Origin of the sequence: Arthrobacter gandavensis (assembly GCF_015355785.1) — a bacterium.
GTDB lineage: Bacteria > Actinomycetota > Actinomycetes > Actinomycetales > Micrococcaceae > Arthrobacter_B > Arthrobacter_B gandavensis_A.
Genome location: NZ_JADKYW010000003.1, coordinates 648,346 through 666,528, shown reverse-complemented (window position 1 = coordinate 666,528; position 18,183 = coordinate 648,346). Strand labels below are relative to the sequence as shown.

19 protein-coding genes and 2 pseudogenes are annotated in these 18,183 nt (G+C 66.6%); 9 read left to right on the top strand and 12 right to left on the bottom strand.

Annotation, left to right across the window (positions count from 1 at the left end):
- The 3 genes and pseudogenes from ITX31_RS04365 to ppk2 form a co-directional block, all read right to left on the bottom strand.
- A pseudogene (locus ITX31_RS04365) lies at positions 1–366 on the bottom strand (HNH endonuclease); the annotation flags it as partial.
- 724 nt (positions 367–1,090) lie between these two features.
- On the bottom strand, positions 1,091–1,837 hold the full coding sequence (locus ITX31_RS04360; RefSeq protein ID WP_194782214.1) for a FadR/GntR family transcriptional regulator: 747 nt from the start codon (positions 1,835–1,837) through the stop codon (positions 1,091–1,093).
- Positions 1,838–1,884: 47 nt separating this feature from the next.
- Positions 1,885–2,946, bottom strand: a complete 1,062-nt coding sequence (ppk2, locus tag ITX31_RS04355) for a polyphosphate kinase 2 (protein WP_194782213.1) — start codon at positions 2,944–2,946, stop codon at positions 1,885–1,887.
- 118 nt (positions 2,947–3,064) lie between these two features.
- On the opposite strand from ppk2, the gene ITX31_RS04350 reads away from it, so the two are divergent.
- Both ITX31_RS04350 and ITX31_RS04345 read left to right on the top strand, forming a co-directional pair.
- On the top strand, positions 3,065–3,997 hold the full coding sequence (locus tag ITX31_RS04350) for a GmrSD restriction endonuclease domain-containing protein (protein WP_194782212.1): 933 nt from the start codon (positions 3,065–3,067) through the stop codon (positions 3,995–3,997).
- Between the two features lie 421 nt (positions 3,998–4,418).
- Positions 4,419–4,949, top strand: coding sequence for a GNAT family N-acetyltransferase (locus ITX31_RS04345; RefSeq protein WP_194782211.1), 531 nt, complete (start codon positions 4,419–4,421; stop codon positions 4,947–4,949).
- Here the strand turns inward: ITX31_RS04345 and ITX31_RS04340 are convergent.
- Together ITX31_RS04340 and gluQRS are read right to left on the bottom strand one after the other, a co-directional pair.
- The gene (locus ITX31_RS04340) at positions 4,946–5,389 is read right to left on the bottom strand and encodes a nitroreductase family deazaflavin-dependent oxidoreductase (protein ID WP_194782210.1); all 444 of its coding nucleotides are present in this window, start codon (positions 5,387–5,389) and stop codon (positions 4,946–4,948) included. The genes ITX31_RS04345 and ITX31_RS04340 overlap by 4 nt on opposite strands.
- Positions 5,390–5,433: 44 nt before the next feature.
- On the bottom strand, positions 5,434–6,351 hold the full coding sequence (gene gluQRS / locus ITX31_RS04335) for a tRNA glutamyl-Q(34) synthetase GluQRS (protein WP_323745579.1): 918 nt from the start codon (positions 6,349–6,351) through the stop codon (positions 5,434–5,436).
- Between the two features lie 114 nt (positions 6,352–6,465).
- Here gluQRS and ITX31_RS04330 point away from each other — a divergent pair, with 114 nt between their 5' ends.
- Together ITX31_RS04330 and ITX31_RS04325 are read left to right on the top strand one after the other, a co-directional pair.
- On the top strand, positions 6,466–7,443 hold the full coding sequence (locus ITX31_RS04330; protein ID WP_194782209.1) for an LLM class flavin-dependent oxidoreductase: 978 nt from the start codon (positions 6,466–6,468) through the stop codon (positions 7,441–7,443).
- A gap of 9 nt (positions 7,444–7,452) precedes the next feature.
- Positions 7,453–7,896, top strand: a complete 444-nt coding sequence (locus tag ITX31_RS04325) for a nucleoside deaminase (protein WP_194782208.1) — start codon at positions 7,453–7,455, stop codon at positions 7,894–7,896.
- 198 nt (positions 7,897–8,094) lie between these two features.
- Here ITX31_RS04325 and ITX31_RS04320 read toward each other — a convergent pair whose 3' ends face one another.
- Positions 8,095–8,817, bottom strand: a complete 723-nt coding sequence (locus ITX31_RS04320; protein ID WP_194782207.1) for an MBL fold metallo-hydrolase — start codon at positions 8,815–8,817, stop codon at positions 8,095–8,097.
- Between the two features lie 99 nt (positions 8,818–8,916).
- Between ITX31_RS04320 and ITX31_RS04315 the strand changes: the two genes are divergently transcribed.
- On the top strand, positions 8,917–9,438 hold the full coding sequence (locus ITX31_RS04315; RefSeq protein WP_194782206.1) for a TetR/AcrR family transcriptional regulator: 522 nt from the start codon (positions 8,917–8,919) through the stop codon (positions 9,436–9,438).
- A gap of 31 nt (positions 9,439–9,469) precedes the next feature.
- On the opposite strand, the gene ITX31_RS04310 is transcribed toward ITX31_RS04315, so the two are convergent.
- The 4 genes and pseudogenes from ITX31_RS04310 to ITX31_RS04295 all read right to left on the bottom strand — a co-directional run.
- Positions 9,470–9,904 carry a VOC family protein gene (locus ITX31_RS04310; protein WP_194782205.1) on the bottom strand — a complete coding sequence of 145 codons (435 nt, stop codon included), beginning with the start codon at positions 9,902–9,904 and terminating at the stop codon, positions 9,470–9,472.
- A gap of 27 nt (positions 9,905–9,931) precedes the next feature.
- The gene (locus ITX31_RS04305; RefSeq protein ID WP_194782204.1) at positions 9,932–10,411 is read right to left on the bottom strand and encodes an SRPBCC family protein; all 480 of its coding nucleotides are present in this window, start codon (positions 10,409–10,411) and stop codon (positions 9,932–9,934) included.
- Positions 10,408–10,914, bottom strand: coding sequence for an SRPBCC family protein (locus ITX31_RS04300; RefSeq protein WP_194782203.1), 507 nt, complete (start codon positions 10,912–10,914; stop codon positions 10,408–10,410). The genes ITX31_RS04305 and ITX31_RS04300 overlap by 4 nt, the downstream gene beginning before the upstream one ends.
- 44 nt (positions 10,915–10,958) lie before the next feature.
- Positions 10,959–11,276 (bottom strand): annotated as a pseudogene (locus tag ITX31_RS04295) (ArsR/SmtB family transcription factor); the annotation flags it as partial.
- Positions 11,277–11,532: 256 nt separating this feature from the next.
- Between ITX31_RS04295 and ITX31_RS04290 the strand changes: the two are divergent.
- The 4 genes from ITX31_RS04290 (at position 11,533) to ITX31_RS04275 (ending at position 15,794) form a co-directional block, all read left to right on the top strand.
- Positions 11,533–12,036: a DinB family protein gene (locus ITX31_RS04290; RefSeq protein WP_194782201.1), complete on the top strand. Its 504-nt coding sequence runs from the start codon at positions 11,533–11,535 to the stop codon at positions 12,034–12,036.
- A gap of 150 nt (positions 12,037–12,186) precedes the next feature.
- Positions 12,187–12,981, top strand: coding sequence for a DUF4190 domain-containing protein (locus tag ITX31_RS04285; protein ID WP_194782200.1), 795 nt, complete (start codon positions 12,187–12,189; stop codon positions 12,979–12,981).
- 413 nt (positions 12,982–13,394) lie between these two features.
- Positions 13,395–13,892, top strand: a complete 498-nt coding sequence (tpx, locus tag ITX31_RS04280) for a thiol peroxidase (protein WP_194782199.1) — start codon at positions 13,395–13,397, stop codon at positions 13,890–13,892.
- 201 nt (positions 13,893–14,093) lie between these two features.
- Positions 14,094–15,794, top strand: coding sequence for a DUF4190 domain-containing protein (locus ITX31_RS04275; protein WP_194782198.1), 1,701 nt, complete (start codon positions 14,094–14,096; stop codon positions 15,792–15,794).
- 73 nt (positions 15,795–15,867) lie between these two features.
- On the opposite strand, the gene ITX31_RS04270 is transcribed toward ITX31_RS04275, so the two are convergent.
- Positions 15,868–16,869, bottom strand: a complete 1,002-nt coding sequence (locus ITX31_RS04270) for a sugar phosphate isomerase/epimerase family protein (RefSeq protein ID WP_194782197.1) — start codon at positions 16,867–16,869, stop codon at positions 15,868–15,870.
- A gap of 35 nt (positions 16,870–16,904) precedes the next feature.
- A complete protein-coding gene (locus ITX31_RS04265) occupies positions 16,905–18,095 on the bottom strand; it encodes a Gfo/Idh/MocA family protein (protein ID WP_194782196.1) in 1,191 nt (396 codons plus the stop codon).
- Between the last annotated feature and the right edge of the window lie 88 nt (positions 18,096–18,183).

Genomic DNA, 18,183 nt, shown 5'->3' with positions numbered 1-18,183 from the left:
CAGGCAGGCTGTCTCCCGGACCAGGAGGGTTGCCCGCCATTCACTGAGCACTCCGGATGCGAGGGCTGCCAGGGTGTGCGGCATTTCGTGGACCAGTGTCTTGCCGAATCCCAGGTGCCGGCTGCCGCGGTGCGGGGAGTCCCTGCGGGCAAGGGCTACCTGCGCTCCGACACCGCGGCCAAGATGCTCGGCCGGGACACCGGCACGGGCCTGGGCCCGGCGCTGGGAGGCATCAAATGCAGCCGCAGCCCGGGCCTGAACCGCCGCGGCAGCCGATTTCAGTTCCTCCAGCACCCGCAACAGATCAATGAGTTGGGGATCAGCCCAGGCGTCAGAAAGGTCTGAACAGGTAGCCGGGTCCCGCAGGCAGTGCAGCCACACGCTTACGTTGTCCAACAGCCCACGCGAGGCAGGAGGCGATTCTGGACGTCCGCTAACGGAATCTTGATTTGCCTCCGAGTGCCGATCTGCCACAGAGAACCGATCTGTCGCCGTGAGCCGATCTGCCGCAGAGAACCGATCTGGCTCAGCAGGACCGTGAAACCTCTCCGAAATAGGTACGGGTCGGCCCGATAACGGACCGGACTGCGCCGGGGGATGCCGCAGGGAGGGCGGCCGTGCTTCCATTTCCAACATGCCCACAGGCTATGAATTTCCCCATGGTGATGGGCCAGTATGGGGCGGCGATGGGGAAAACAACTTCTGTGCGTGGTGCGTGCGCGTCGTCGGGGAGGGATAGTGGGCGAGCCATGCTCGCCGCCGTCCCGGTGCCAGCACCTTCGCTGGCACCCGCCGCTGGCACCCGCCGCTGGCACCTGCGGCCTCTGCGGCCCCTCCGGCGCCAGCGCCCGCCGCTGGCCACCCGCACCAGTGCCCGCGGTTGGCCCTCCGGCATCAGCGCCTGCGGCGCCACCGCCGCCAGCGCCCGCGGCCCCTCCAACACCAGCCGCCGCCGGCCCCTCCAACACCAGCCGCCGCCGGCCCCTCCAACACCAGCCGCCGCCGGCCCCTCCAACACCGCCGCCGGCGCCACCGCCGCCAGCGCCCGCCGCCCGCCAGCGCCCACCGCCAACCGGCACCGACCACGCAACTACCCCTCCACAACCCCCGGCCGCTCCGGCGGAGAGAAGATGCGGGGTTCATCGCTCCAGACACTCTCGACTTCGGACTTGGTCCGGCGCATGATCTGGTCCATCGCTTCACGTGCAGCATCAGGGTTGCCCGCCTGGATGGCGTTGGCGACGTCGACGTGCCACTGGAGTGCTTCCTCGTGCGGCCGTGACGGCATCAGCCCGTAATCCGTCCGACCGCGCAGGACCTCCGCGATCATGGACTGCATTTGGCCGAACATCTCGTTCCCCGAAGCAGCCAGGACCAGTGCGTGATAGTGGATGTCCAGCTCCAGGAACTGCTGCAGGTCTCCCGCACGGCCCACGGCACGCATCTTCGCTGCAACAGCCATCAGCTCGGCGGACATGTCCTCCGGAGCGTACTGTGCCGCAAGCTCGGCGGCGGCAGGCTCGACGGCGGAACGCAGCTCCGTCAGTGAACGCAGCTGGGCGCCCTTGCCGGTCTTGGCCGCAAGCCGCCAGCGGACGATGTACGGATCGAAGACGTTCCAGGAAGTCTCCGGCAGAACCCGGATGCCAACGCGTTTGACGGTCTCCACCAAGCCAAGGGACTGCAGTACCCGGACAGCCTCGCGGGCAACGGAACGGGAGACGTTCAGTTCAGTCTCGAGCTGTTCAGAGAGCATCGTGTCCCCGGCGTGAAGCTCACCGGACACGATCCGCCGCCCCAATGATTCGATGACGAGGCTGTGCAGGCGCGAACTCATGCGGATTCCGGGGTGGCAGTCACCCCTTCATTCTAGGCAACGCGTGCTCAGTACTGCGGTTTGACGACCGGAAACAGCCCGTCGGGCTCCTCGCCTTCCTCAATGTGGCTCGCAGCAGGCCCCACAATCAGCGGATCCGGGGCGTGCGCAATGCCGGCGTCCTTGTTCGGGTAGTCGACACTGGCGAGGACATAACGCATGGCCTCAAGCCTGGCGCGTTTTTTGTCATTCGATTTCACCACGGTCCAGGGTGAATCACCCGTGTCCGTGTAGAAGAACATCGCTTCCTTCGCCTGCGTGTAGTCATCCCACTTATCCAGGCTGGCAAGGTCTGTGGGGGAGAGCTTCCACTGCTTCACGGGGTCCGTTTCCCGTGCCGCGAACCGTGCCAGCTGTTCCGCGCGGCCCACGGAGAACCAGAGCTTGCGCAGCAGAACGCCCGAATTCACCAGCATGCGCTCCAGCTCGGGAACTTCCCGCATGAACTCCAGGTACTGTGCCGGCGTGCAGTAGTTCATCACGCGTTCGACGCCGGCACGGTTGTACCAGGAGCGGTCCATCATCACGATCTCCCCGCCGCTGGGCAAGTGGGAGATGTAGCGCTGGAAGTACCACTGCGTGCGTTCCTGGTCGGTGGGTTTTTCCAGCGCCACCACCCGTGAACCGCGGGGATTGAGGTGTTCGTTGAAACGCTTGATGGCACCGCCCTTGCCCGCGGCGTCGCGGCCTTCGAAGATGATCAGCATTTTTTGGCCGGTGTCCTTGACCCACAGCTGCATCTTGAGCAGTTCGATCTGCAGCTGCCGCTTCTGCCGCTCATAGCTGCGGCGGCTGAGCTTCTTGTCGTAGGGGTAGTTGTGCCGCCAGGCGTCGTCGGACTTGTCCCGGACCTTGCGGGTCTTCGAATCCAGTTCGCCGAGCTCATCGAGCTCAGCGGCGTAGTCCTCAGCCACCGAGACCCTGTCCCTTTCGGAACCGGACGTCGCGGAACCGGACGTTTCGGAACCGGACGTCGCGGCGTCGGACGCTGCTTTGCGCTCCGCGGTTTCCTCCGCCGGCGCCTGGCCAGCCTTGGTACCGGACCGGGAACCGTTCTTGCCCGTGGCCATAAGAATCTCCTTGCGAGTGGTGTCCTGCTGCGAATCTACGCGGAGCACGCGGCGCGGCGGAAGGGCAGCCCGCGAGCCTACCCGGGAATGCCAATGACGGCGCGGATAATTGACGGCGATGAAATACCTGCGCTCCGCCCTGCTTTCCGCCGCTACCGCCCCGCTGATCCTGTTCGGCACAGCCTGCGCTCCGCAGGACACCGGAACTTCTGCCGCACCTCCGTCCGCGGAGGCCGGGATCCAGTCTGAGGTGCAGACCCAAGCCCCGGTCCAGGTACAGGCGGGGACCGCGCTCGAACAGCTCGGCAGCATTCCCGTCAAGGGCAGGGCACCGAAAACCGGCTACAGCCGCGGGGAGTTCGGACCGGCCTGGGCCGACGTCGACCGCAACGGCTGCGACACCCGCAACGACATCCTCGCGCGGGACCTGACCGAGGAGTCCTTCAAGCCGGGAACCCAGGACTGTGTAGTCGCTTCGGGGGCCTTCGCGGACCCTTACACCGGCACCATCATCAGCTTTGTCCGCGGAAACACCACCAGCACCGCCGTTCAGATCGACCACGTGGTGGCGCTCTCGGACGCGTGGCAGAAGGGCGCGCAGCAGCTCACCGCGGAAGAGCGCCGCCAGCTCGCCAACGATCCGCTGAACCTGTTCGCCGCGGACGGCCCGGCAAACGGTGCGAAATCAGATTCCGACGCCGCCACCTGGCTTCCTTCGAACAAGGCCTTCCGCTGCGAATACGTTGCGCGCCAGACGGCAGTCAAGGCTGAGTACCGGTTGTGGATGACGCAGGCGGAGCACGACGCAATCGCCGCAGTCCTGGCCGCATGCCCGGAGGAACCCGTGCCGGCACGCGAAGGAACCGCGCCACGGACCGCTCCGGCTGCCGGCGCGGTGCAGGATGCTGCCGAAGGGCAGAGAAGTACGACGCCGGTCTACGCCAATTGCGCGGCCGTCAAGGCCGCGGGAGCAGCTCCCATTCGTCCCGGCGATCAGGGCTGGGACCCGAAGTTCGACGGCGACGGCGACGGCGTCGGCTGCACGTCCTGACGCTGCACTGAGTCGTTGAAGGCTATGCGGACCAAAGGTGTCCGCATGGCGTTTTATCGCGGACCCAAACTGTCCTGATGTCCGTCGAGCAGTTCCCCGGGCGCGCCTAGCGTGGAGGCAGTTCCGTACCGGGATTCGCAGGAGTCTTGCGAGCCTGGCCGTGGATAAGAACGCAGAGGAAGAACGGACATGGGCCTGCTTGAAATTGAACTTGCCAAACTCGACTATGCGGAGCGGATACAGTCCGCGGAACGCCTGAGGCACGAACACCAACGCGAGGACCAGCTGCCTCGACCGGCGAGACGCCGCAGACGGGCCAAAGTCGATGCGCCTGTTTTCACGCTACGGATCGGCGGCTTCCGCTACCGGTTGTGGGTTACGCGGACTGTTGCGCTCTGAGGAGTTCGCTAGCATCAAGCCCATGCGAGCTACCATCCGGGACGCAACACCAGCGGACGCCGTCGCGTGCGCAGCGATCTACAGTCCCTACGTCCTGAGCACCGAGGTGTCCTTTGAGACGGACCCTCCAACGGCGCAGGAGATGGCGGACCGGATAGCCGCAGCGCAGGAACGGCACGCGTGGCTCGTGGCAGAGCACGACGGCGGGGTGGCCGGCTACGCATACGCCGGTAGCTGGCGAAGTCGCCCGGCCTACGCACGGACCGCGGAAACCAGCGTCTATCTGGCCCAGTCAGCCTGGGGGAGGGGCATCGGATCCGCCCTCTGCACAGCGCTGCTCCAACGCCTCGGACAACTGGGTTACCGGACGGCAGTGGCGGGCATGACGCTGCCCAATCCAGCCAGTGAAAGGCTGCACACGGTACTGGGATTTCAGCCCGTTGGCGTGTTCCGCCGCGTGGGCTGGAAACACGGCGCCTGGCAGGACGTCAGCTGGATGCAGGTGGACCTGCCCCGCGTACCCGGGGAAGCCGTACCCGGGGAACCGGGCTAGGCGACTTCCATCCGCTCGAGCACAAAGACCGGAATCTCCCGGTCCGTCTTGGCCTGGTAGTCCGCATACGGCGGGTACGCCTCAACGGCACGCTCCCACCAGACGGCCTTCTCCTCGCCGGTGATCTCGCGGGCTGTCATGTCCCACTTCTGCGGGCCGTCCTGCAGCTCCACATGGGGGTGTGCCTTGACGTTGAAGTACCAGACGGGATGCTTCGGCGCTCCGCCCATGGATGCGACGACGGCGTAATCGCCGTCGTGCTCCACCCGCATCAGCGGAGTCTTGCGCAGCTTCCCGCTCTTTGCGCCCTTGGTGGTCAGCAGCACCACTGGCCGTCCGCCCATGGTGGTGCCGCGGGTGCCTCCGGAGGACTCAATTTCCTCCGCCTGGTCGCGGGCGCGCTTGGAGGTACTGGGGACATACTCACCGGTTAGGGGCATGCGCCCCAGTTAACACCCAATCCGGGGCAGTGCACCAGCGGATCTCAGGAGGAGGACGACGCCGAGGGCGGGGTGAAGATCCACGGTTCCCGCGGCAACCGGGCCGGATCAAAAGCCTCCAGCGCTTCGGGCAGGGTGCCGGGAAGACCCAGCGACTGAAGGATTACCGCGGCCGCTTCCGGCGCGGAAATCCCCAGTTCCGCCAGCGCGCCCAGGGTGACGGCGCCGTCGCGCTTCGCCAGCCGCCTGCCGCTCTCCGAGAGGACCAGCGGAACGTGGACGTACTCGACCGGAGGCAGCCCGAGCAGGGACGCCAGGTACGCCTGCCGGGGTGTGGAGGAGAGGAGGTCGTCCCCGCGGACCACCTGGTCTATGCCCTGGGCGGCATCGTCGACGACGACAGCGAGGTTGTAGGGCGGCACGCCGTCGTTGCGCAGCAGCACCAAATCGTCCACCACTCCGGTGTACGGGCCGTGCAGCACATCATGGACCGTGTACTCCTGCACATCCGCGCGCAGCCGCAGGGCCGGGGGACGGTCGCGCCGCCGTCGTTCCCGTTCAGCTTCGGAGAGACCCCGGCAGGTGCCGGGATACGCGCCGGGCGGGGAATGCGGTGCCCGCGGCGCATCGGAGATTTCTGCACGGGTGCAGAAGCACTCGTAGACCCGTCCCTCGGCCCGGAGGCTCGCGATCGCCTCAAGGTAAACCTGTGTCCGGTCGGACTGGCGGATCACCTCGCCGTCCCAGTCCAGGCCGACGGCGGCGAGATCTCGCAGCTGCACCTCCTCCGCTCCTGCCCGGGCACGGTCCAGGTCCTCCACGCGGAGGATGAACCGGCGTCCGCTGCTGCGCGCGAACAGCCAGGCGAGCATGGCGGTCCGCAGGTTGCCGACGTGCAGTTCGCCGGACGGACTCGGAGCAAAGCGGCCGGCACCGGCGGAAGCGGGGAAAAATGAAGGCACGCCTTCCAGCCTACAAACCCCGGAGCGCATCGGCGCACCCGGCGCTGGAGTGCGCACCCGGCACTAGACTGGCGGGCAGAACGGCAGACAGCCTCCCCGAAGGAGCCGCAAACCATGCCCGACTACGGCCGCGACCTGCTCTTCGGAGCCTTCATCACTCCCGTTGCAGCGCCTGCGCAGCAGGCCGTGGAATTGGTTGTCACTGCGGAGAAGGCGGGGCTGGACCTGGCCGCGTTCCAGGACCACCCGTACCAGCCAAGGTTCCTGGACACCTGGACGCTGCTCTCCTACGCGGCGGCACGCACCTCCCGGATCCGGCTGGTGCCGGACGTGCTCAACCTGCCGCTGCGACAGCCCGTGGTGATAGCCCGCAGCGCCGCGAGCCTGGACCTGCTCAGCGGCGGACGGCTCGAACTGGGGCTTGGCACCGGAGCGTTCTGGGACGCGATCGCGGCTGCGGGAGGTCAGCGGCTCACTCCGGGCGATGCCGTCACGGGCCTCGAAGAGGCAATACGCATCATCCGCGGGGTCTGGAACGCGGGCGATTCAGCTCCGCTGCGGGTGGACGGCAGGATCCACCGGGTGATCGGTGCCAAGCGGGGTCCTGCGCCGGCGCGCGACGTCGGCATCTGGCTTGGTGCCTATAAGCCGCGCATGCTGCGCCTCACCGGAGAGGCCGCGGACGGCTGGCTGCCGTCGTTGGGTTACCTGCGCGGCGGGCCGGTCGACCTGGTGCCGCTGAACGCCCAGATTGACGACGCCGCTGCCGCCGCCGGGCGGGATCCTGCCGCGGTGCGCCGGCTGCTGAACATCAGCGGCTCGTTCGAGGCAACGGGCAGGGGACTGCTTCAGGGGCCCGTGACCCGATGGGTGGAAGAACTTACTGGCATGGCTTTGGAGCACGGGATCTCGGGGTTCATCCTCGCGTCCGACGACGCCGGCGCCATCACCCGGTTCGGTGCGGAGGTGGCCCCGGCGGTGCGGGAAAAGGTGGCAGCTTTCCGCTCAGGAACAGCGCAGGGAACAACGTTGGAGGGTACCCGGACGGCTCGGGAAGGGGAGGGCCTTCCGCGCCGGAACCCGGAGTCCTAATGTGGGGAAATGACATCGGAGCTGCTGTTGCCCGCCCTGAACGCCGCCCGAAAGGGCAAAGACGAGGGAGGCATCCCCATAGGCGCGGCCATGTATATTGACGGCACCATCGTGGCGACCGGCCACAACCGCCGCCAGCAGCTGGGCAGCGTTATTCGGCACGCCGAAATGGACTGCCTGGAGCACGCCGGCCGGCTGCCCGCGGGCTCCTACTCACGGGCGACGATGGTCACCACGCTTTCCCCCTGCGAAATGTGCACCGGAGCGATCCTGCTGTACCGGATTCCACACGTGATCATTGGGGAGAACAGCAACTACCGCGGCCCGGAGGACCTGCTGCGCGAACGCGGGGTGCAGGTAGAGGTTCTGGGTGATCCGGCGTGCGTGATGCTGATGGAGGAGTTCATGACCGACTATCCCGCTCTGTGGAACGAGGACATCGGCGTCCTCTGACCAGTCTGGCAGCCGCCGTGGACCCGTCTGCAATTCCCCGGTGCTGACCATGCACACCCTGGCGGACATCCTCGCTCCGGTGGAATACCTGGAGGGGACCGTTCGGGAAGCAGTGGCGACACCGCTGCTGTTGGACCGCCGTGCCGAGTCGCTGGACCCGGGGGACGCTGACCCGGGCGGCCCGGTGGAGGTTCCCGCTCAGGCCCCGGCGCGCACGGAACCGGCCAGTTCGCTGACCGGACCATTCCACGGTGCGCCGTGGCCGGGCAGGACCCATTCCACGTCAGAGAGTGGCGTGAGCCGGTCCAGTGTTTCCAGGGCCCGGGCTGGATCGTCCGTGAAGGGCGAGGGCTGCAGCCCCGTCCTGCCGGTGAGCACATTCCGGGTGGTCAGTGCGTCCCCGACGAACAGGGCCTTCACCTCGGGAACGTGGACCGCAACGCTGCCGGGGGAGTGCCCGGGAAGTCCGATGATCCGTGGTGAGCCCGGGAGGTCCAGCACGTCGCCGTCCGCAACCGGAATGACGTCGGTGAGGTAATGGGTGCGCCAACCCTGCTTGCCCATTGAATAGGCGAGGAACCGCGCCGCGGGACCCGGCCGCATGCCGCGCGCAGACCCCGGTGCCGGCTTGTAGCTTTCCGTTCCCTGGGCCCGGGCCGCGTCTGCCGCGTGGATATATACCGGCACGCCGGTCTGCAGCCGGAGGCGCTCCGCGAAGCCGATGTGGTCCGAGTCGCCGTGCGTCAGGACAACGCCGCGGATGTCTTCGAGGGTCTTGTCCAGGGCAGTGAGCTCGCGCTGCAGGTTCCGCCAGTGCCCGGCGAGACCCGCGTCTACAACGGTGATGCCGCCGTCGGCCACCACCAGGTAGGCGGCAACAATGTCATTGCCGATCCGGTGCAGGTTGGGTGCGAGCTTCATGGCTGTCTCCTAGTGGGTGTCCGGTGTGTCCGGGCTATATGGCTAACGTAATTAGCTATGATGGCTAATGTCAATAGCCAGCGAAATGCCAGGAGAACCATGCCTTCGCCTCAGCGAACCTCCCTCGAAGCAATCGTCGCCGCGGGCCGGGAGGCCCTCGAAGAGGGCGGGCCGGACCGCGTCACCATGAATGCGGTGGCCGCCAGGGTGGGTGTCCGGGCTCCGTCGCTCTACAAACGGGTTCGGGACCGGGACGAGCTGCTGGGGATGATTGCCGCTGCCACCCTTGATGACCTGCGGGAGCGGATGCAGGGACAGGAATCCCTGGCGGGTTTGGCCCGCACCTACCGGTCTTTCGCGCACGGGCACCCGGAGGGATTCCGGCTGATCCAGACGCGGACGGCATCCGCCCAGGACCTGGCAAGGGCCAGCGAACCGGTCCTGGCTGCGGCGCGGAACGCGGTGGGCGACGCCGAGGCGCTGGAGGCTGCACGGTTCATGACGGCGTGGCTCACCGGGTTCATCACCATGGAACTGGCCGGGGCGTTTCGGCTGGGCGGGGACCTGGACAAGGCCTTCGACTACGGAATCGAACGGGTCGCAGCAGCCCTCTCGGACTGATGCGCTCCCGCCCGCTTCCGCAGCCTGCGGCCTAGATTCCCTCGCCCAGCTGCGGGCGTGCGCTGTAGGGGATCAGCGGATGGTCCGCCCGCGCCTTGATCTGCTGCACTACCCAGGTGTTGCCGTCCGGATCCGAGAAGCCGAACAGGGTGCCGCCGTCGCGCTCATCCATCACCGTGACGTCGCCGGCCTCCACGCCCCTGGACAGCAGTTGTTCGCGGGCTGCAGCGGCATCCGGAACCACCAGCTGCAGTCCCTTCAGGGAGCCGGGCTCCATGGACTCGTCACCGGGCAGGTGGCCGATGACGATCGAGCAGCCCGATCCCGGGGGCGTGAGCTGGGCGAACGCCATGTGTTCGTTGACGGTGTGGTGATCCAGGTCGAAGCCAACCGAGTCGGAGTAGAACGCGATGCTGCGGTCCAGGTCGCTGACCGGTACGCGGATGACTTCCAGGGTCCAATCCATGATTCCTCCAAACGTGGTCCTCAGGAGTCAGGCAGTTGCGAACGCGAGCAGCTGCTCGAGCTTGTCGTAGCCGGCGGCCATGCCTGATTCCATGCCCGAGGACACGAAGTTATCCCGGGTCTGGATCGATGGATAGACCGAATGGCCAACAAGCCTGGACCGTCCGCCGGGCAAGTCCTCGAAGCGCAGGAAATCAAGGCTCGCCTGATCCGGATATCCCTCGTATTCGAAGGTCTGGAGGATGAACTCGCCTGGCCGGATGTTGTGGAAGACGCCGCGGAAGGCGTACTCGCCGTCGTCGTCGCTCTGCACGAACCGGTAGGAGCCGCCCGGGGTGGCCTCGAAGGCGTCGATGCGGGTGTCCAGGTGGTCTGGGCCCACCCACTGGGCGTAGGCATCCGCCGTGACGTGGGCGCGAAAGACCTCCAATGCGGGGTAGTCGAACTCGCGGACGTAGTCGATGTACGGTGCGCCGTCGGGCAGGGTGACTTCCAGTGCGTTGGTCATGATGCCTCCTGCGGGGTCTTGATCTCGGCTCGGGAGGCGAGAAGTTCCTCCAGCCGGGAGTACGAATCGGTCATGCCGTCCTCCATGCCGGAGGCTGCCATCCCGTCACGTGCCTCCTGGGTGGGATACACGGCATGCACGGTGATGCGCGTGCGGCCGTCGCCCAGGTCCTCGAAGGTATTGAACTCGAGGCTGACGACGTCGGGATAGCCGGAGAACTCGAACGTCTGGATCGCGAACTCGTTCTCCCGGACGGTGTGGAAGATTCCGGTGAAGTCGTACGGGATGCCCTCGGGACCGATATGCGTGTACTTGTAGGTCCCGCCGGTGGTGAAGTCGTAGTGGTCCATGTCCATCTTCGTGCCGCGCGGTCCCAGCCACTGGCTGATGAGGTCCGGATCCGCGTGGGCGCGGAACACGTCCGCGACGGGGAAATCGAGTTCCCGCGAATAGTCAATGAAGGGGACGCCGTCGGGGACGGAGAGCTGCAGTGCGTTGGTCATTGTTGGTCCTTTGACTGCCGGCCGCGCTCGGCGGCCTGTTGGTGGAGCACAGCATCCAGGCTGCGGAACTGCCCTTCCATGACCAGCCGGTAACGGTCGATCCAGGCAGTGAGTGCCTCCAGCCGTGCGGGGTTCAGGTGGACGGGCCGGCGCTGCGCATCACGGGTTCGCGTGACCAGCTGTGCCTGCTCGAGGACCTGGATGTGCTTCGAAACCGCCTGCTTGCTGATTTCGAAGGGCTCGGCGAGTTCGTTGACCGTGGCCGGGCCCCGGGACAGCCTGGCGATGATCCGGCGGCGTGCCGGATCAGCCAGGGCCAGGAACGCCCTGTCCAGCAGGACGTCTTCCGGGGCTTCGGTCATGAGGGCCAACGTTCGCGTTGCAGTTGAATCTGCCGGTTTTCAAACGGCGGGCTGTCGCCGTTCCCACGGTATCCAACCCGTTTGTTGATCAACCATCTGGTTGATTACCCACGAAGGTACGCCCGCCGTGTCCCGGCTGCAAGGGGTGTGGGAGATTTTTTTGCGGCGCCGATGCGCCCGGCGCACGTCCCGTGGGTCGCCGCATTATGACGGCGGGGCTTTACCACACAGATCAGGGCGCCGCTACGCTGGGCGGATGCTCACAGACGAACGAATCGATCCGCCGGACGCAGCCGACGAGCGGGGAACGCTCAACGGTTTCCTGGACTACCTGCGTGCCAGCGTTATCTATAAGGCCCAAGGGCTCAGCGATGCGGATGCTGCCCACCGCGTGCTGCCGTCCCTGCTCACGGTTTCCGGGCTGCTCCGCCACCTTGCCGACGTCGAACGCTGGTGGTTCCGTGCGCAGCTGGACGGCCAGGAAGGAATTCCCACCCGCTGGAGCAGCGACGATCCCGACGCCGAATTCCGGGTCACCGAACAGGACAGCCTGGCAGAGATCATTGTCGACTACCGGGCGGCCTGCGACGAGTCCCGCGCGGTCGCTGCCCGGTACGGCCTGGAGGACAGGTGCAAAGCCGAGGACAGCGCGGGCCACAACCTGCGCTGGGTGCTGGTGCACATGGTCGAGGAGACCGGCCGGCACTGCGGCCATCTGGACATCATCCGCGAGCTGCTCGACGGCGTCACCGGGGAATAGCGGGCACGCTGCCCGGGGTGCGGGAAGGCGTTCAGGGTCCGGCCGGAAGGCAATGTCAGAGGCGGCACCTAGGGTGGGCGGCGCAGGACAAGAACGTCCTGCGGCGGCCCCGCGGGGCCGCCAGGCATCGCATCCTATGGGGGATTCGCAATGGAAAACCAAACCTACTCGCCGGCTCCGGCACCGCTCCCGGCTCCGCCCGCCAGACCCGGGAAGGGGCTGGCCGTCACCGCCCTTGTCCTGGGCATAGTCGCCCTCGCTCTCTGCTGGGTTCCCGTGCTCAACAACGTGTTCCTGTTCGTTGGGCTTGCCGGTCTCGGCTTTGGCATCGCGGCGCTGGTGACCGCCGCGAAGCGCCGCGCCCCGAAGGGGATGCCCATCGCCGGGCTGATCCTCAGCGTCCTCTCGATCATCGGTGTGTTCGCAACGCAGGCCGTGTACTCGGCTGCCCTCGACTCAGTCGTGGAGTCCATCGAAGACAGCGCCGACGGCGTCGTTGCAGCAGACCCGGAGCAGACTGAAGCCGCTGCTGATTCGCTCGCCGTGGGGACCTCGGCGGAAATCGGTGAGTACACCGTCACGGTCACCGGCGTGAACCTGAACGCGAATGACCAGGTCGTGGCAGCTAATCAGTTCAACGCGGCGCCTGCCGGCCAGTACGTCCTGGTTGATATGGCGGTTGTCTACAACGGTGCCGAGGAAGGTGACCCCTGGGTCGATCTCACTGCCGAGCTTGCGGGTTCGGATGCCCGGCAGTATTCAACCTCCACGTGCACGGCCGTTGCACCAAACCCGGCACATGAGGTCCCCACGCTGACCAAGGGCGGTGCCGGCAGCTACTCCGTCTGCTTTGATGTGCCGGCTGAAGCCATTACCGACGCAAAGATCCTGGTGGAGAGCCTGTTCTCATTCCGGGACGACCGCGTTTACTGGGCCGCTCAGTAGCGGATCAGCGCAGGACCTGAATCTGGGCAGCACCTAAAACTGGGCAGTACCTAAAACTGGGCAGTGCCTAAAACTGGGCAGTGCCTGAAACTGGGCAGTGCCTGAAACTGGGCAGTGCCTGAAACTGGGCAGTGCCTGAAACTGGGCAGTGCCTGAAACTGGAGTGCGGCCGCACACGGAACGGCTCCCCAGCCGCAGCCAGGGAGTCGTTCCGAGGTCCGGCCGATGAACCTTTCGGTCCCGGCCAAGTGGACCTGTTCTGGTCCCGCCTTAAGGAACCACTTTCAGTAAAACACCGTCACTGCTGAAGGGAACCCCCCTGCCCGGCAATTTTTTGGCGGGATTCTCGCTGCAGGATGTTCCTGCAGGTCACGTAGCCGTGCCGGGCAACGCGAACGTGATAAACACAGAGCATGGCAACTACCGCATTCAAAGAAAATCCTGTCCGCACCACCGGTGAACTCCCCGCTGCGGGAACTCCTGCTCCCGCGTTCTTGCTGGTTGGAACCGACCTGTCCGAGGTATCCAGCGAGGCCCTCGCCGGACGACGGATAGTCCTGAACATTTTCCCCAGCGTTGACACCGGAGTCTGCGCCGCCAGCGTCCGGCGTTTCAACGAGATTGCTGCCGGTCTTGAGAATACTGCAGTTGTCTGTGTCTCCAAGGACCTGCCGTTCGCGCTTGGCCGGTTCTGCGGTGCAGAGGGCATCGAAAACGTCGTTGCCGCATCGGCGTTCCGGAGCAGCTTCGGCGAGGACTTCGGGCTGACCCAGGCCGAAGGTCCGCTGCAGGGCCTGCTGGCCCGCGCCGTCGTCGTTCTTGACGTGGACGGCAGCGTATTGCACGCGCAGCTCGTCCCCGAAATCACCACTGAACCGGACTACGACGCCGCGGTGGCCGCCCTGGCGTAGCCTCAGTTCGCTGCAGGGGTCCGTTCCGCGTCTGCGGGGCGGGCCTTTGCTGTGCGTTCCGGGTAGCTAACCCGGCTGGAACTGTCCCAGCGGTCTGTGACTAGGCAGAACACGGAATTGTGCTTGGCTAGGATAGGTAGCGGCGGTCTCTGGACGGTCCGCCTCAACGCAAGACGAAGAACTCAATTTGGGGGAAAAGACATGGACAGGGACCAGGGACAGCCCGAGCCTGCGGACCACGACGCCAGCGAAGGCGCCGATTCCGTCAGCGGCACCGGCAACGCCGCCGCTGGCGCAGCCGGTGCTGGTACCGGCGCGGCCGACGCCGATGGTGCCGGCAACCGTCCCGTCGTGGACGCCGGAGATGCCGGCAACGCCGCCGCTGGCGCGGCCGGTGCTGATACCGGCGAAGCCGGCCACGGTGATGGCGGCTCCGGCAACCAGGATGACGGCATGCCGACGGCGCCGCTGCCGCCGGAGGCCGGGCAGGCACCGGATGCGCCGGCGCCTGCACAGGCAGGCGGCTTTGCAGCACCCGGTGGGTTCGACGGCGGGCCGTCCCTTCCCTACGGAACGGACCAGATGCCTCCGATGCCGCCGCACAACCCTTACGCCTCGGTTCCCGGCGCGCCCTCAGCACCCGGCGGCAGCCGGCACCCCGGACAGCCGGAACAAGCCCCGTTCACCAACCCCGGTGGGTACCCTGGTTTGGCCGGCCAGGGTTTCGCCGGCCAGGACAACGACGCCGGCCAGGATAACGACGCCGGCCAGACCCCCCAGCACCAGGGCCAGGGTTACCCGGGCCAGCCGGGCCAGTTCGGCCAGCCCGGCCAGGGCCAAGACCAGCCCGGCCAGTTCGGCCAGGGCCAAGACCAGCCCGGGCAGTTCGGCCAGCCAGGGAACCAAGGCACGCATCCCGGCCAGCCCGGTTACCCCAGCTACCAGCCGAATTACCCCGCTCAGCCGGGGCCGTACGGGAACCAGGGGCAGCCCGGCTACCCTGGCCAGCCCGGTTACCCCGGCTACCCCGGTCACCCCGGCTACCCCGGTCAGTCCGGCTACCCCAACTACGTGCCGCCGCCGCCCACTCCGGGCAAGGGGCTGGCAATCGCAGCCCTGGTCCTGGGCATCCTGGCCCTGCTCGTGTGCTGGATTCCGTTCGTGAACGTGGTGGCCTTCCCGCTGGCGATCGTTGGCGTGGGGCTGGGCATTCCGGCACTTATCAAGGGCATCAAGTCCAAGAACATCGCAAAGCCGCTGTCCATCGCCGCCCTGTCCGTTTCGGTGCTGTCCATCGTCGTGGGGATTGTCGTGAACACCCTCGTCGTCGGGTCGCTCCAGGACGCGGGCTACTGGGAAAGCGAGACCGAAGCCGGTACGGACTCCTACACCGAGGACTATTCCGAAGAGCTCCTGGATGCCGAAGAGCAGGACTACTCCTACGAATACTCGGAGAGCTACATCAGCAGCCTCGTCTCCGAACCGGCCAACGCAGCAAGCGAGGAAGTGACCGTGGGCGATTACGCCGTCACGCTCACCGAGCTGGACCGGGACGCCGCAGCTGAGGTGCAGGAGCGGGATCCCGAATCCGGCGCACCTGACCACAATTACGTGATTGCCCGTTTCACCGCCGTCTACAACGGCAGCGGTGAGGGCCGGCCCTGGCTCGACCTGCCGGCGGAACTGATCGGAACCGACAACCGGATCTACAGCGTCCTGGGCTGCTCCAGCAGCCTCGGACAGCGCAGCGTTGACCAGGAACCGCTCAGTGCGGGGGACTCCGTGACCGTTGAAAGGTGTTTCGACGTTCCGGACAGTGCCCTGGGGGAGGACTCCCGGCTGACCATGCGCATGATTCTCGCTGAGGAGAATGACGACGAGGTTTACTGGCGCCTGTCCTAACCGGCGAGAGGGTCCTGCCAGCCGAACGGTCCCGCGGCACATCGCCGCGGGACCGTTTGGGGTTTTGCAGGAATTAGCGGGAGGAGAAAGCGGCGTCGAACGCTGCCTCCGGAGGTTCCATGGCGAGGGACCGGACGAAGGCCAGCGCTTCCGGCGCGCCGACCAGGCGGTCCATGCCGGCGTCCTCCCACTCCACCGAAATTGGGCCGTCGTAGCCGATGCTGTTCAGCATCCTGAACGCGTCCTCCCATGGCACGTCGCCGTGGCCGGTGGAGACAAAGTCCCAGCCGCGGCGCGGGTCCGCCCAGGGCAGGTGGGAGCCCAGCCGGCCGTTCCGCCCGTTGGACATCCGCTTCTTCGTGTCCTTGCAGTCAACGTGGTAGATCCGGTCCTGGAAGTCCCAGAGGAAGCTCACCGGATCCAGGTCCTGCCAGACGAAGTGGCTGGGATCCCAGTTCAGCCCAAACGCCGGACGGTGTCCGATCGCTTCGAGCGTGCGGACCGTGGTCCAGTAGTCGTAGGCGATTTCGCTGGGATGGACTTCATGGGCGAACCGGACTCCCACTTCGTCGAAGACGTCCAGGATCGGATTCCAGCGGTCGGCGAAGTCCTGGTAGCCGGCGTCTACGGCGTCGGCGGACACCGGCGGGAACATCGCCACGTACTTCCAGATCGACGAGCCGGTGAAGCCAACAACCGTCTTCACGTCCAGTGCCGCAGCCAGCCGGGCGGTGTGCTTCATCTCTTCGGCGGCGCGCTGCCGTACGCCCTCCGGATCGCCGTCGCCCCACACCTGGTCGGGCAGGATGTCCCGGTGCCTTTGGTCGATGGGATCGTCGCAGACCGCCTGGCCCTTGAGATGGTTGGAGATCGCGAAGACCTGCAGGTTGTATTTTTCCAGGATGTCCTTTTTGCCCTGGACGTAGCCGTCCTCGTCCCACCGCCAGGGATCCAGATGGTCGCCCCAGCAGGCGATCTCCAGGCCGTCGTAGCCCCACTCCGACGCGAGCCGGGCCACCTCCTCGAACGGCAGGTCGGCCCACTGGCCGGTGAACAGGGTGATCGGTCGTGACATGTTCGGCTCCTTCGCCTAGGAATCGGGGGCGGGACCTAGCTCGTGGTTCCCACTGAAGTCCAGATGCTTGATTTGGCGGCGCTGCGGGATACGGAGTCCAGGACTTCCTGGACCTGCAGGCCGTCAGCGAACGACGGCGACGGCGGGCTCCCGGCGGCCACGGCAGTGACGAAGTCGCTCACCTGATGGACAAAGCCGTGCTCGTAGCCCAGCGAATGCCCCGCGGGCCACCACGCACCAACGTAGGGATGGACCGGTTCGGTGACTATGATCCGGGTGAAGCCCTGCCGGTCAGCGGGGGCAGTGAAGTCGCAGAATTCAAGGAAGTTCAGGTCCTCCAGGTCGAAGCTGATTGCCCCGCGGCTGCCGGAGACTTCCAGGCGCAGCGCGTTCTTTCGCCCGGTGGCCATCCGCGTTGCCTCAAACGTCCCCAGGACACCGTCCTCGAAGCGGCCGGTAAACAGCGCGACGTCGTCCACCGTCACAGGGCCGCGGGCGGTACCGGTGCCGCGCTGGCCGCCCAGTCCGCCGTCGGCCCCGGACGAATCCGGCAGAGGGCGGCTGTCCACCAGTGTTGCCAGCGTGCCGCTGACCTCGGTAAGCCGGCGGCCGGTGACGTACTGTGCCAGATCGATGATGTGGGCACCCAGGTCACCGAGTACGCCCGAACCTGCCTTGTCCTGTTCCAGCCGCCAGGACAACGGCGCCTCCGGATCCACCAGCCAGTCCTGCAGGTAGGCGGCGCGGACCTGGCGGACGTCGCCGATCGCCCCGCCTGCCACCAGATCGCGGGCGTGAGTGGTTGCGGGGAGCCGCCGGTAGGTGAACCCAGCCATCGCCTGGACGCCGTTGCGTGCGGCACGCGCGGCGGCGTCGGCCATGGCGGTTGCTTCCTCAACGTTGTTGGCCAGCGGCTTTTCGCACAGCACGTGCTTACCCGCCTCCAAGGCGGTGATGGCAATCTCGGCATGCGAAGCGCCCGGCGTCACGATGTCCACGACGTCGATGTCCTCCCGCTCCACCGCTTCGCGCCAGTCGGTGGATGTCTCCGCCCAGCCCCACTTGGCGGCCGCCGCCGCCGTCCGGCCGGCGTCGCGCCCCACCAGCAGGGCCATTTCGGGCTGCAGTGGAATGTCGAAGAAGCGCGGCGCCACCCGCCAGGCCTGGGAATGCGCCGCACCCATGAACCCGTGTCCCACCAGTGCGATCTTCAGCGGTTTGTGCATGTTTTTCTCCTAGCTGCCGCGGAAAACCGTGGCGGAAATGATTCCCGGGGTCCAGCTGCGGAGCGCCCCTGCAGGGACGCCCCGCTGC